Annotated in this window: 19 protein-coding genes and 1 tRNA gene; 14 read left to right on the forward strand and 6 right to left on the reverse strand. The window is 66.9% G+C overall.

The window, feature by feature from the left end; genetic code table 11:
- Positions 1-227 precede the first annotated feature (227 nt).
- From surE to BM113_RS06800, 5 genes are all read left to right on the forward strand, one after another.
- Positions 228-1,055 (forward strand): 5'/3'-nucleotidase SurE, encoded by an 828-nt coding sequence (surE, locus tag BM113_RS06780; RefSeq protein ID WP_089786521.1) that lies wholly within the window; start codon positions 228-230, stop codon positions 1,053-1,055.
- 156 nt (positions 1,056-1,211) lie between these two features.
- Positions 1,212-1,442: an Rdx family protein gene (locus BM113_RS06785; RefSeq protein WP_089786524.1), complete on the forward strand. Its 231-nt coding sequence runs from the start codon at positions 1,212-1,214 to the stop codon at positions 1,440-1,442.
- A 490-nt stretch (positions 1,443-1,932) separates the two neighbouring features.
- Positions 1,933-2,337, forward strand: a complete 405-nt coding sequence (locus BM113_RS06790) for a helix-turn-helix transcriptional regulator (protein WP_089786525.1) — start codon at positions 1,933-1,935, stop codon at positions 2,335-2,337.
- A gap of 196 nt (positions 2,338-2,533) precedes the next feature.
- A complete protein-coding gene (locus BM113_RS06795; protein ID WP_089786527.1) occupies positions 2,534-2,680 on the forward strand; it encodes a DUF1328 domain-containing protein in 147 nt (48 codons plus the stop codon).
- Positions 2,681-2,856: 176 nt separating this feature from the next.
- Positions 2,857-3,144 carry a DUF7967 family protein gene (locus BM113_RS06800; protein WP_089786529.1) on the forward strand — a complete coding sequence of 96 codons (288 nt, stop codon included), beginning with the start codon at positions 2,857-2,859 and terminating at the stop codon, positions 3,142-3,144.
- A 53-nt stretch (positions 3,145-3,197) separates the two neighbouring features.
- Here BM113_RS06800 and BM113_RS06805 read toward each other — a convergent pair.
- Positions 3,198-3,269, reverse strand: a tRNA-Ala gene (locus BM113_RS06805).
- 306 nt (positions 3,270-3,575) lie between these two features.
- Between BM113_RS06805 and BM113_RS06810 the strand changes: the two genes are divergently transcribed.
- From BM113_RS06810 to BM113_RS06830, 5 genes are all read left to right on the forward strand, one after another.
- Positions 3,576-4,040: a 30S ribosomal protein S15 gene (locus tag BM113_RS06810; RefSeq protein WP_010546847.1), complete on the forward strand. Its 465-nt coding sequence runs from the start codon at positions 3,576-3,578 to the stop codon at positions 4,038-4,040.
- Between the two features lie 66 nt (positions 4,041-4,106).
- Entirely contained in the window at positions 4,107-5,348 is a 1,242-nt protein-coding gene (locus BM113_RS06815) for an exonuclease (RefSeq protein WP_089786531.1), read from the forward strand.
- Positions 5,345-5,638, forward strand: a complete 294-nt coding sequence (locus BM113_RS06820; RefSeq protein ID WP_089786533.1) for a KEOPS complex subunit Pcc1 — start codon at positions 5,345-5,347, stop codon at positions 5,636-5,638. The genes BM113_RS06815 and BM113_RS06820 overlap by 4 nt, the downstream gene beginning before the upstream one ends.
- Positions 5,631-6,272, forward strand: coding sequence for a 30S ribosomal protein S3ae (locus BM113_RS06825; protein ID WP_089786535.1), 642 nt, complete (start codon positions 5,631-5,633; stop codon positions 6,270-6,272). The genes BM113_RS06820 and BM113_RS06825 overlap by 8 nt, the downstream gene beginning before the upstream one ends.
- 180 nt (positions 6,273-6,452) lie before the next feature.
- On the forward strand, positions 6,453-6,638 hold the full coding sequence (locus BM113_RS06830) for a hypothetical protein (protein WP_089786537.1): 186 nt from the start codon (positions 6,453-6,455) through the stop codon (positions 6,636-6,638).
- A 256-nt stretch (positions 6,639-6,894) separates the two neighbouring features.
- On the opposite strand, the gene truD is transcribed toward BM113_RS06830, so the two are convergent.
- The 3 genes from truD to pth2 form a co-directional block, all read right to left on the reverse strand.
- On the reverse strand, positions 6,895-8,241 hold the full coding sequence (gene truD / locus BM113_RS06835; RefSeq protein ID WP_089786539.1) for a tRNA pseudouridine(13) synthase TruD: 1,347 nt from the start codon (positions 8,239-8,241) through the stop codon (positions 6,895-6,897).
- Positions 8,242-8,375: 134 nt separating this feature from the next.
- Complete coding sequence (locus BM113_RS06840) at positions 8,376-8,633, reverse strand: hypothetical protein (RefSeq protein ID WP_089787211.1); 258 nt, start codon at positions 8,631-8,633, stop codon at positions 8,376-8,378.
- Between the two features lie 41 nt (positions 8,634-8,674).
- Entirely contained in the window at positions 8,675-9,013 is a 339-nt protein-coding gene (gene pth2 / locus BM113_RS06845; RefSeq protein WP_007140891.1) for a peptidyl-tRNA hydrolase Pth2, read from the reverse strand.
- 102 nt (positions 9,014-9,115) lie between these two features.
- Here pth2 and BM113_RS06850 point away from each other — a divergent pair, with 102 nt between their 5' ends.
- On the forward strand, positions 9,116-9,742 hold the full coding sequence (locus BM113_RS06850) for a DsbA family protein (RefSeq protein ID WP_007140892.1): 627 nt from the start codon (positions 9,116-9,118) through the stop codon (positions 9,740-9,742).
- Positions 9,743-9,803: 61 nt separating this feature from the next.
- A complete protein-coding gene (dcd, locus tag BM113_RS06855; protein ID WP_007140893.1) occupies positions 9,804-10,400 on the forward strand; it encodes a dCTP deaminase in 597 nt (198 codons plus the stop codon).
- A 37-nt stretch (positions 10,401-10,437) separates the two neighbouring features.
- Here dcd and BM113_RS06860 read toward each other — a convergent pair whose 3' ends face one another.
- A complete protein-coding gene (locus BM113_RS06860; protein ID WP_089786541.1) occupies positions 10,438-10,824 on the reverse strand; it encodes a DUF8147 domain-containing protein in 387 nt (128 codons plus the stop codon).
- Between the two features lie 110 nt (positions 10,825-10,934).
- On the opposite strand from BM113_RS06860, the gene BM113_RS06865 reads away from it, so the two are divergent.
- Entirely contained in the window at positions 10,935-11,834 is a 900-nt protein-coding gene (locus tag BM113_RS06865; RefSeq protein ID WP_089786542.1) for a thiamine-phosphate synthase family protein, read from the forward strand.
- The gene (locus BM113_RS06870) at positions 11,835-12,521 is read left to right on the forward strand and encodes a class I SAM-dependent methyltransferase (protein WP_089786544.1); all 687 of its coding nucleotides are present in this window, start codon (positions 11,835-11,837) and stop codon (positions 12,519-12,521) included.
- A 30-nt stretch (positions 12,522-12,551) separates the two neighbouring features.
- On the opposite strand, the gene BM113_RS06875 is transcribed toward BM113_RS06870, so the two are convergent.
- Positions 12,552-12,968: an acyl-CoA thioesterase gene (locus BM113_RS06875; RefSeq protein ID WP_089786546.1), complete on the reverse strand. Its 417-nt coding sequence runs from the start codon at positions 12,966-12,968 to the stop codon at positions 12,552-12,554.
- Between the last annotated feature and the right edge of the window lie 77 nt (positions 12,969-13,045).

The following is a 13,045-nucleotide window of genomic DNA, read 5'->3' on the forward strand; positions in this document are numbered from 1 at the left end:
CGTCCGGCAGAAACCCCGTCCGGCAGAAACCCCGTCCGACAGGAACCCCGTCCGACAGGAACCCCGTCCGACAGGAACCCCGTCCGACAGGAACCCCGTCCGACAGGAACCCCGTCCGGCAGAAACTCCGTCCGACAGGAACCCCGTCCGGACCCACGTCAGCGCTTCTCGACGCGTCCGCCCACTGGAAGCGGTGATCTTTTCGCACCGGGGACCAACTCGAGGGTATGGGCGATGCCGACGCAGCCGACCTCGAGATCCTGTTGACGAACGACGACGGGATCGACAGTACGGGGATACGGGCCGTGTACGACGCGCTCTCGGCGTTCGCGGACGTCACCGTCGTCGCTCCCGCGAACGACCAGAGCGCCTGCGGACGCTCGATCTCCCACGAGGTCGACGTCTACGAACACGACCTCGGGTACGCGCTCGACGGGACCCCGGCCGACTGCGTCGTCGCGGGGCTGTCCGCGCTCACCCCTGAGACGGTCCCCGACCTCGTCGTCGCCGGTTGCAACAAGGGCGCGAACCTCGGCGAGTACGTCCTCGGCCGCTCGGGAACGATCAGCGCAGCCGTCGAGGCAGCCTTCTTCGACGTGCCCGCGATCGCGACCTCGATGTACGTTCCCGTCGACGGCACGCCGCTCAGCGAGGTCGACCTCGGGCCCGAAGACTACGCCGAGGCGACCCGCGTGACCAGCTACCTGGCCGAGACCGCACTCGAGGCCGGCGTCTTCGATCACGCTGCCTACCTCAACGTCAACGTGCCGCTGGCCGACGGGGAGCCGGCACCCGTCGAGATCACGCGTCCCTCGAAGCGCTACGAGATGGACGCCGAACGCGAGGGCGACCGCATCCACATGTACGACCGCGTCTGGGAATCGATGGATCCCGAAACGCTGCCCGACCCCGAGGGCACCGACCGTCGGGCCGTCGTCGAGGGCCGGATCAGCGTCTCCCCGTTGACCGCCCCTCACTCGACGAACCACCACGAACTGCTCGAGGAACTCGCCGAAGGGTACCACGAGTTGCGCGGGATCGAGACTGACGGCTGAAACAGGGCCCCCATCGGGAGCAGAATCGGGAGCCGAGAGGCGCGCTCTTTCGGGTGATTTCGTCCCGGACCCGATACCCGTGTCGGTACAGGTCCGTTCTTTCAGTATCCGTTTGCAACCCGGAGTGATTTGTACCCCGATAGCGAACAGTCACGTATGGCGACTGTCGAGATCGAGTACTGCGTCCCGTGCGGGTTCCTCCCGCGCGCGGAAGACGTACAACATGCGCTCCTGTCGACGTTCGGGGAACAACTCGAGGCAGTGACGCTCAGGACGGGTGCCAACGGCGTGTTCGTCGTTCGCGTCGACGACGAGGTCGTCTTCGACAAGACCGAGGACGAGTTCGACGTCGACGAAATCGTCAGGCGAGTCCGGGAACGGCTGTGAGCGGGGTATCGCGCTCTCGCGGGAGGAGAAAGAGAAAAAGAAAGGGAAAGGGCAATCGCGAGCCGTTACTGAGGTTCGAACGTCATCGAGTCCGATGGCGATGTCGCTACACCGGTATCGATACGAACGGACTCGGATGGGGGGTCACGAACCCCCTTACCGAAAGCTTGCAGTCGGCAAGGCAACTGCCCTTCGCCGAGGACGTCGTCACCGACGGCGTGCCAATCAGTTTCGGACAGCCTCTCTTACGACACAAATATAAGACGGATGAAGGAGAAACGAAGAGTAACGACGCGTTCGCGGTCCGACGGCACCCTGTATCGACACGGGACCCCGAAACTGTACGGTATCACGTCGCTACCCGGCGTGGATACCGGTATCGGGAACCGGGACCGATAGCGCCGTCGGCGCCGACGGCGATACGGATACCGAGGCCAAGACCGACACTGACACCGTCATCGCTACCAACGACAACGGAGGGCAATCACACATGGTACTGAGTTCACTCCGGGCTCGCCTCTCGTCTCTCTGGTCGGGTGATTCTAACGAGGACCCGACAACGAACGAGTCCGGCACGACCACAACCGAAGAATCGTCAGACGAACGAACCGCCGACGACGAAACGCTGAGTTACGCCGAAGAGATCGAGTACGGCGTCGACGAACGCGAACTCCCCGACGAAGACAAGGTTCTCCGGCTACTCGTCAAGCGCGGCGGTCGGGTCGACCGCTCGACCGTCCTCGAGGAAACCGGCTGGTCGGAGGACCACCTGGCGGCCGTCGTCGATCGCATGGAAGACGACGACCAGATCAGTGCGATCACGGTCGGGCGTAAACAGGTCATCTGTCGCAAAGGGTTCGAACCGAAGGGGTATCGCTCACACCTGAACGAGTAACGGTCCGCCGATCGGTTTCAGCTCGTCTATCGACGGTTTCCTTTTTCTCCCGAATCGAATTTGGTCGTCCGATGTGAGGCCATGGGCCGTCCGTAGACGGCCACCACCCACGGACTCGTTCTGGCCGGATTCGACAGCCGGGAGGGCAGCGTACGAAGGCCGAATTCGTTTCCCCGACCGAACCGTTCGTTCGTCTATGCTCGGACTTGCACTGCTGTTTTTCGTGATCGCGATCGTCGCTGCCGCGCTCGGAGCAACGGGCGTCGCAGGTGTTACCATGGCCGTCGCGAAGTGGCTCGTAATGCTGTTTCTCGTCCTCGCGGTCGTCTCGATGCTGTTGTGACCGCCAGCACGATTCGATACTGCCCGACCGGCGGGTCGAGCGGACCTTGCCCCACTCGCGCGGCGCGGCTTCCGTAGTCGCTACGGTGTCGCTGGAACAAGAACATAGCCGGGGGACCACGGACTCGTCGTTGCTCGAGAGGTACACACTTCACCCTCACACTCGTAGATCCACGTATGACTTCCTCGGAGACCGCAGACGGTACGCGTGTCTGGTTGGTCGAACGCACCTACTCGGACGACGAGCAGAATCTGATCATCCTCACGTACGCGACTACGGATGGGGAGCAGTACTTTCGGAAGGAACGTGCGCTCACATCAGGATCGGATATCCGGGAGACGACCGCGGCGGTCGAGGCGGATGCGTCCAACCTCGGAACCGTGAACGATCCCGAGTTACGGGAACAGTACGCGAACGAAGCCCAGCGGATGGCGGCGGAACACAACCCCGACGACGCTATTTAGGTCTGGTGCAGCCGAAATAGGAGTAACTCCCTGGAAAGCGAGTGGAAAAGAAGTGGACTCGCCGGGATTTGAACCCGGGGCCTCTCCCATGCCAAGGGAGTGATCTACCTCTGATCTACGAGCCCGCGTTCGCAACTCCCACTTTCACGCACTCGAGTATAAACCCCACGAATTCACCCGACACCGTGCGGGAATATCTGTCACGGCAGTCGCGCCGAGGTGGGTTTCGTTCCGGTCCCGACGCGGAACGGTTACGCAACCCTTTAGTCGGTGCTCACGATACGTCCGGTGGGAAGCGCACGGCCGCAAATCCGACTCGTCACCCGTCGCTCTTGGGTGGCTTGGGATTGCGGAAGTGCACCGCCAGTCGTCGGTCGATTCCCACGACTGGCGCGCTATCGTGCGGTCAGTGCGGTTCCTATCCTCGAACAATGGCACGAATGCATACCCGCCGTCGCGGCTCGTCCGGTTCGGACAAGCCGGCGGCAGACGAACCCCCGGAGTGGAGCGACGTCGACCCCGAGCAGATCGAAGAACGGGTCGTCGAACTAGCGGAGCAGGGCCACGATCCCAGCCAGATCGGGATCAAGCTGCGTGACGAAGGCGTCACGGGCACGCCCATCCCGGACGTCAAGCTGGCGACCGGGAAGAAGATCACCGAGATTCTCGAGGAACACGACGCCGAACCCGAGTTCCCCGAGGACCTCCGGAACCTGATGAAGCGTGCCGTGCGCCTGCGCGAGCACGTCCAGCAGAACCCCCAGGACTACCAGAACAAGCGCGCCCTGCAGAACACGGAGTCGAAGGTCCGTCGTCTCGTCGACTACTACCGCGGCGACGAGCTCGAGCCGGACTTTACGTACTCCTACGAGCAGGCCAAGGAACTGCTCGAGTAAGTCGTGACGCCGTGACGTCGACGATCGCACGCGGACCCAAAAACACGTAACCGAACCGACAACAAAATGGCAACCGAGGGTCGTTCCACCGACGCGACGAACGCCGAACCCGGTCTCGAGAGCGCCGCCTTCGTCCGGCTCGTGACGCGAGCCGACGGCGACGCGCTGGCCGCGAGTGGCATCGTCGCGCGGGCGCTCGCCGACCGCGGGACGCCGTTCCAGGTGACGGTCGGGAGGACGGTTTCGGAGCGGACGAAGCGGGCGAGGCGGACCGACGCTCGAGACGCCGTCGACGACAGTGACGACCTGACGCTGGTCGTCGGCGCCGTCGACGGGGACGTGACACGACTCGACGAGTCCGACCGACCCGCGACCCTCGCGGCCGTCGACCGAGTCCGCGAACTCGGCGCGACGCCGGATCCGGTACTGGCCCTCGCGGGCCTCGTCGCGGCCGGCGTCGAACCCGGCGCGGGCGAAAGCGAGTGGGTCCTTGAGGCGGCCCGGAAACGGGACCTCGTCGACCGCCGGCCCGGCGTCGCGGTGCCGACCGCCGACCCGGCCGACGGGATCGCCCACTCGACCCGCCTGCGCGGACCGTGGTCCGGCGACCCGGACGCGGTCCGCGGGGCGCTGGCCGACGCCGGCGTCGCGGTCGAAGCCGACGGAACCGGAACCGACCCTGCCCTCGAGGCGGCCGACCATCGGAGGATCGCCTCCGTCGTCGCCCTCGACGCGGTCGGCGACGAGGGGGCGACCGAGACGGCAGCCGACGCGGTCCGCCGCGGGCTCAAGCCCTACGCGACCCCCGGCGACGCGCCGTTCGCCACCGTCGGCGGCTACGCCGACGTCCTCGAGGCGACGGCTCGGAGCGATCCGGGGACCGGCGTCGCGCTCGCGCTGGGCCACGACGCCCGCGAGCCGGCTCTGTCGGCCTGGCGGGAGTACGGACGTCGGGCCCACGAGGCGCTCGAAGGGGCGTCGACGGGACGGTACGACGGGCTGTTCGTCGTCGGGATCGGCCAGGGCGACGGTCCCGTCGAGGCCGTCGCCCGTCTCGCCGCGGACTACCGGTCGCCGGAGCCGACCGTCTTCGCCATCGCGGAGTCGGACGGCTCCGGCGAGGCGGCGCTCGTGACCCGCGGGGACGGGCCGCTCGGTTCGACGCTCGAGCGACTCGCCCGCGAACTCCGCGCCGAGAGCGCGGGCGAGGACGCAGTCGAGTACGACGTCGGCACCCGGCGGGGGTACCTGCGGTACGACGGCCTCGGGGAATCGACCGTCATCGCGGCGGCGAGGGAGGTACTATGAGACGAGCGACGATTCGGACGGACCACGACGACCCGGACCTCCTCGCGCGGGCGCTCGAGCCCGACAACACCGCGGAGATGGAGACGACCGTAGAAGACGATGGAACCCTCGTCACCCGCATCGAACGGGAGACCACGAGCGGACTCCACTCGACCGTCGACGATTACGTGATCAACCTGGACGTGGCGATCGACGTCACGGCGGACGCGACCGACGGAAACGTAAAGCACGGACAACCGACGGACGCGGGACCTGCGTCCGACCAAGACCATACCAACAACAATGAGTGAACGCTCAGTTTCACGCGCGAAACAGGAAAAGCGGTGGTACACCGTCCTCGCCCCGGAGCAGTTCGACCGGGAAGAACTCGGTGAAACCCCCGCTGACGAACCGGAAAAGCTCTACGACCGAACCATCGAGACGACGCTCGGCGACCTGAAGGGTGCCGCAAGCGAGAACAACACGAAGCTCACCTTCAAGATCAACGACGTCGGCAGCGACACGGCGTACACGGAGTTCAAGCAGCACTCGCTGACCCGTGACTACCTCCGCTCGCTGGTCCGACGCGGCGCCTCCAAGATCGAGGCCTACGTCACCGTCCTCACGACGGACGACTACCGCGTCCAGATCCAGCCCGTCGCCTTCACGACCAAGAAGGCCGACGCGAGCCAGGAGAAGGCCATCCGCGAGGAGATGGTCGAGATGGTCCGAGAGGCCGCCGCCGAGCGAACCTTCGAGGAACTGATCGACAGCGTCGTCGAGGGTCGACTCTCCTCGGCGATCTACGGCGAGGCCAAGACGATCTACCCGCTTCGCCGCGTCGAGATCCAGAAGGCCACTCTCGAGGCCCACCCCGAGGAAGTCGCCGAGGAAGAGGCGACTTCCGTCGACGTCGACGACGAAGACGTCGCGACCGGCGACTAACCCGTTTCGACGGAATTCGACCGTTTTCACCATTTATTGGCCGTTAGGGATCTCACCCGAGTACGTACGCGTAGAGAAGTCTGACAGCCGAGAATACGGAAAGCGCGATCCGGACTGACACTGTTAGGAACACGGGGTATGCGGATCGATGACGAAATGCCGGTAGCGAGTGAGAGCAGTATGAGTGACGCAGATCCGGGAGCGGATGGGTGGAGCGAACGCTGGGACGAGGCCGAACCCGAGGGGGTACCCGGCGACGAACTGGACGTGGTGGTATCCGACCTGTATCTCCTCTATAGCCCACGCCATCCGAACACGCGATGGATCGAATCCGACTACGCCGTCGAACTCGAGACGTGGCAGTGATCGCTCCCGACGGTCGATCGGCACGGTGGCGGTGTCGGTGGCGGTGTCAGTGGCGGTGGCGGTGTCGTTCCGACTCCGTCACGACCGTCGGAAGACACACAGTCCGAGACCTGTTTTGATCGTCGACCGACCCTCGACGGAGACCGCCGGCCAGCCGCTGGTCCGCATTGGCTACGGCGAGCCGACACTCGAGCACAACGACTCTCGGTGAACCACTCCCAGTGGACCGTTCGAGCGCGGTCGGTGCGGTCGAGCCTCAGCCGAGGTCGATCGGATCGACCTTGAGGTACTCCCGCGCCACGACCGTCGCGTACGACCCCTTCGGAAGCGCGAACGACAGCGCGAGCGGGTCCCGGTCGACCTCGAGGGCGGTCCGGAGGAGGATCGCGCGCCGGGTACCACTCGAGTAGAACTCGCCCGGAAGATCGAAGTCGCCGGGCGCGAGGTCGAGGTCGTCGAGCACCGCTCGTTCGATCTCACCCTGCTCGCCGTCGGCGAGTTCGGTCTCGGTGCCGACCAGCGGCGCGGTGACGAACGCGCGGCCGCGCTCGCAGTGGCGGGTCACCGAGTCGACGCGGCGCTCGTCGACGCGCTGGAGCCTGTCGGTGTCCGGCAGGAGGATCTCCTCGGGGACGTCGCCGCCGGTGTCGGCGAAACAGACCACGTCGCCCGCGACGGGTCGGTCGAACGGCAGGCCACGCTCGAGTCGGCGACTCAGCATCAGGTTGAACGCGTACGACTGGGCGGCGTGGACGAACAGCCGCTGGAGGTTCGACGGGACCCGCTCGAGGGCGGCCCGGAACTCGTCGGGTCCGGGCTCGCCGTCGCATTCGGCGAGTTCGTGCAGCATCGACCGTTCGTACCGCAGACGGTTCGGGAACCGCTCGAGGGCTTCCGCCCAGTCGCGGGTCTCCTCGAGGAACGTCCGGGCCGCCTGGGTCCCCTCGGGTTCGGCCTCGGTCGGCCGGCCGAGGTACGCCATCACCGCGCCCTCCCAGTCGCCGCGGACGACCTCGAGGCCGACCTCGTGAGTGATCGGGCGGCGACTGCCGAACCGCTGCTGGCCGAAGAAGTTGGGGACGCCGATCTCCCGGGGTTCGCCGTCGCGGCCGCCGAACGCGTGTAACTCGTCGGTGATCCCGTCGGCGTTGTCGGGTTCGGCGGGGTCGCTGACGACGACCTCGAAGGCGTTGCCGGCGAGGTCGCCGAACTCGAGGCCTCGTCCCGCCCGGCCGAGTACCTCGATCTCGACGCCGTCGATCTCGGGGAGGTCGTCCGGGTCGGCCCCGTAGACCGAAAAGAGCTGGGTGGTCACGGCGTACTTGTCCTTCGTGCCGGCCCAGTCGACGCGCTCGCGGGAGATTCCCAGGGCGTCGGAGAGCCGCGCCGCGAAGTCGTTGGTGTCCCAGCCCCGCAGCGTCGCCCGGAAGACGAGGTGAGGGTAGGCGTCGACGTCCGCGTCGACGGGTTCGGTCGAGAACCGCTCGAGTTCCCGGACCCGGAACTGGTCGTCGTCCTCGCGAAGGCGGCCGCCGACGCCGTCGGTGTCGCTGACGTAGTACTCGAGGCCGACGGCTTGCTCCGTAGGGTGTGCGGGACGCATGGTCGTTGCCGGCGCTTCGGCCGCGGGGGATAAATCGGTTCGTTCTCGTGGCTCCGGAACCCGGTCGCTCCGGCCGTCACAGTCCGACGTTCTCGGAGGCCGCTCGAGGCGAACCTGACTCGAGGCGACTCGTGCTACGCCCCGGTGCCGAGGTCCGCGTCCACCCGAACCTCCGAGTCCGTGATCGTCTCGACGTTCTCGCTCGGCACTTCGGCGTCGTCGTCCCCGGCCTCGCCGCGGCCCAGACTCTCCATCCAGGCTTCGGCCAGACCAGGATCGAGGTCCACGTACGCGACCTGCCTGTCAGGATCGACTTCCGTAATGATCCCGATCTGTTCGCCCCTGACGTCCATCAGGAACTTGCCCTCGTCTTCGGTCGAGAGAACTGCCATCGTCCTCGAGTCGACGCCGCCGACCAAGTAGCTGCTGCCGGCTAGAACAACGACAGGTCGCCGGTCACGCGATCGACCAGGTCCTCCTCTGCGGGACCGACCGCCAGCGCGGTGACGGTCCCGGGCTCGAGTTGCGTGTGCCCCGCGTCGCGGATCAGTGCGTTCGGAATCCCCTTGCTGTCGGCGATCTCGGAGAGTTCGTGCAGTTGGCGTTCGCTTTCCCCTTTCAGGACGACTTTCTTCTGTCCCCCCTGTTTCCAGCGGTCCTGGGCCCGCCTGTCGGCCTTCTCGTAGGCCGACAGCGACGCGTGGGCGACCTGTGCGGCGAGCTTTCCCTGGCCCATCCCGACGTCCGTCCGGGCGACGATGGCCTGTTTCATACCCGTGCTCTCGAGGGCGAACGGTAAAGCAGCGACGATCCCTGTGACGCGGAGCGGGTCGGGAGTCGACACCCCTTTGACGAACGCATCGATAGGGTAGATATGGACAACACGCGGCGATCGTTCCTCGCGACGACCACCGCCCTCGCTGCTGGTGTGACTGCGGGCTGTCTGGGAAGCGACGGCGATGGCGACGATGACGATACGGTTCCCGAACCGCCGGTCGCCGGCGACCCCGACGCGGACGTGACGGTGACGGTCTACGACGACTTCGCGTGCCCGCACTGTCGGACGTTCAAACTAGAGATCTACCCGCAGCTGGTGGAGACGTACATCGAACCGGGTCGGATCCGGTTCGAGCAGCGGGACTTCCCCATCCCGGTCGACGACACCTGGTCGTGGGCGGTCGCCAGCGCGGCCCGCGAAGCCTACGAGAGCGAGGGCGACGAGGCGTTCTGGTCGTTCTCGAGCGCGATCTTCGAACGCCAGATGTCCTACTCCTACGACACGATCGAGGGGGTCGCCGAGGAGCAGGGACTCGACGCGGCGGCCGTCCGCGAGGCCGCCGAGGACGTCACGCACCGGTCGACGCTCGAGGCCGACAAGTCCTACGGACGGGAGAACGGCGTCCGGGGGACACCCGCGATCTTCGTCGACGGCGAGCAGGTCGAACTCCAGGCACTGTCGTTCGAGCGGGTGTCCGCGCCGATCGACGCGGCCCTCGAGTAAACTCGAACGAGGGCCGTACCGGATCGAACCGTTTACACCCGCGCCGTTCGACTCGACGGGTATGATCCTCTCAGACGCGGACATCCTCGATCGACTCGAGGAGGGCGACCTGGTCGTCGAACCGCTCGACGATCCCGAACTGCAGATCCAGCCGGCCAGCATCGACCTGCGCCTTGGCCGGGAGTTCCTCGAGTTCCAGCGAACGAACATCTCCTGTATCCACCCCGACTCCGAGCAGGAGGTCGACGAGTACGTCAACGAGACGGTCGTCGACGACGGCGACGACTTCATCCTCCACCCGGGCGACTTCGTGCTCGGGACGACCCACGAACGCGTCGAGATCCCGCCGGACCTGATCGCCCACGTCGAGGGCCGGTCCTCCCTGGGCCGACTCGCCGTCGTCGTCCACGCCACGGCAGGGCTGTGTGACCCCGGCTACCGCGGCCAGATCACGCTCGAACTCTCGAACCTCGGGACCGCGCCGGTCGCGCTCACGCCCGGGATGCGCATCTCCCAGCTGACGTTTACGGAACTCAAAACCGAGGCCGACCGACCCTACGGAAGCGAGCGTGGGTCGAAGTACCAGGACCAGGACGGCCCGCAGGCCTCCCGCATCCAGGGCGACCACGAGTTCGGCGGCGACCAGCTCGAGGATTGAAACGGTCCGGCTCTTTTCGTGTTGCTCGAGTCGGGGGCTACTCGACGACGTCGCTTTCCGGGGCCGTCCCGAACCCCGACCGCGAGACGGCGTAGGCACCGACGATTCCGAGCGCGAGCCCGGCACCGATCGACTGGATCGTGCCGAGGTGGGCGACGACGACGCCGCCCACGACCCCGACGAAGAACCCCGCGCCGAACCCCGTCACGGCACCCGCGGCGCGGCGGCGGCCCGGCGGCGAGTCGGGGGTGAAGGCGATACTGACGGCGACCGTCGCGACGAGGCCGGCGAACGTACCGGTGAGCAGACCGAGCAGCAGTTCGAACTCGACCATCGGGCCGGTGATCACGGTCGTGGCGATACCGATGCCGAGGAACGCGGCGAGGCCGGAGACGAGCGCGAGTACGGCGGCTTTGGCGGACATCGATCGTCTGGACGGTCATCCCGAGGCCCGATAAGTGTGGATCTTTTCGGTCCGCACTCGTCGGCCCGAGGGCCAACAAGTTATCCCCTGGGCGGGCGTAGGGCCGTTGAATGCAATTCGTCGAGGAAATCGTCGTCGACGAGTTCCTGCCGACCGTCCGGTCGATGCTGGCCGGGAAACTCCGCGAGCAGGGACTCACCCAGAGCGAAGTCGCCGAAGTGCTCGGAATCAGCCAGAGCGCGGTCTCGAAGTACGCTCACGGCGACGTTACGATCAACGATCGCATCGCCGAGGACGAACGCGTCGACGCCCTCGTCGAGGACCTCGGAGAGGGGCTCGCCGCCGGCGACGTGACGCCGGTCCAGGCGCTGATCGAGATCGAGGTCCTGATCCGCGACCTCGAGAGCGGCGGCGACCTGCTGGCCCAGCTCCACGAGGAGGCGGTCCCGGAACTCGCCGATCACGGCTCGGGCTTTCGCGTTCACGACCCCGAGAGCGACCTGCGGACCAGCGAACGGGTTCTCTCGTCGCTGCGGCGCGGGCTCCGCATCCTCGAGAACGCGAGCGGGTTCGCACGACTGATCCCCGCGGTGGGGTCGAACCTCGTCGCCTGCACGCCGGACGCCGAGGACGTCGACGACGTCGCCGGGGTTCCCGGGCGGATCTTCGACGTGAAAGGACAGACGACGGTGCCGTCCGACCCCGAGTTCGGCGTCTCCGAACACGTCGCGACCGTCCTGCTCGCGGCGCGGGAACACGGCACGGACGCCGCGGCGGCGATCAACATCGCGTACGATCCCGACCTGCTGGCGGCCCTCTCCGATGCGGGCCACGTCACCGCGGAATTCGACGAGGCGGACGACGTCGCCTCGAGCGTCGGCGCGGCCATCGAGGAGCAACCGGAGGCGACGGTGCTCTACCAGACCGGCGGGATGGGGATCGAGCCGCTGATCTACGTTCTCGGGACGGACGCGGAGTCGGTCGCGGACACCGTGCGGTCGCTGCTGTAAATGAGTGCGAGCGAGAGTCCCGGATCCGCACAGGAGTTCTACGGCCGCTGGGCGGCCCTCTACGACCTGATCGCGCGGAAAACCCCCGGCGTCCCGCACCTCCGCCGCCGGGCCGCCGCGGCCTGCCGGCTCGAGCCCGGCGACACGGTCGTCGAGATGGGCTGTGGCACCGGCGCGAACCTCCCCTCTCTCCGCGAGGCGGTCGGCCCCGAGGGGACCGTGATCGGAGTCGACTTCACGGGCCCCGTGCTCGAGCGGGCCCGCGACCTGGTGAGCGGGTACGACAACGTCCACGTTGTCCGGGGTGACGCGACGCGACCGCCGCTCAACGGGGCGGCGGACGTCGACGCCGTCCTCGCGACGTTCGTCGTCGGCATGCTCGAGGACCCGGCCGGCGCGGTCGACGACTGGTGTGACATGGTCGGCGACGGCCACGTCGTCCTCGCGAACGCGGCTCGGAACGACGGCGGAGAGTGGTACGCGCCCGCGGTCAACGCCGCCTTCCGGGCGATCGTCGTGCTCTCGACTCCGCCCACCACTCGGCTTCGGTACGAGGACGATCCGACCGGTCGGCTGGACGCGAAGATCGACGCCGCTCACGGGCGGCTGCGGGAGCGCTCGAGCGCGGTCGCCGACGAGCGCCACCTCTTCGGCGTGGTGCGGCTGACCGGTGGACGGCTCGGGTGAGAGGAACGGTACCCTGATCTGCGCTAGACGCTAGGCCGACGCCTCGACCGCGCCGGACATCTCGAGGGCCTCACGTGTTTCCTCGGGAAGCGGCGACGGCCCCTTCGAGTCGGGATCGACGTGGACCATCGTCGTCTCCGCGGTCGCCGCGACCTCGCCGTCGCCGACCCGGATCTCGTACTCCATGGTACAGCTCGAGTCGCCCAGCCGGGAGACCCACAGCGCGACTTCGGGATCGTCACCCTTGACGATCGGTCGTCGGTAGTCGATCTCGAGGTTCGCGATGACGAAGTTGATCTCCTCGGGTGCGACGTCGAGGGCCGCCTCGAGGTAGTCGGTACGGGCGGCCTCGAGGTAGCTCGCGTAGACCGCGTGGTTGACGTGATCCAGCGGGTCGAGATCGCGATAGCGAACGACGATATCGGTCGTGAACTCGGACTCGCTCATCGTGTGTCGGGACTCGGCTGAGAGAAAAGAGGGTACCGGTTCCGGCACTCGGCACTCCCTGATCGAAATCGACGGTA

Origin of the sequence: Natronobacterium haloterrestre (assembly GCF_900112205.1) — an archaeon.
GTDB lineage: Archaea > Halobacteriota > Halobacteria > Halobacteriales > Natrialbaceae > Natronobacterium > Natronobacterium haloterrestre.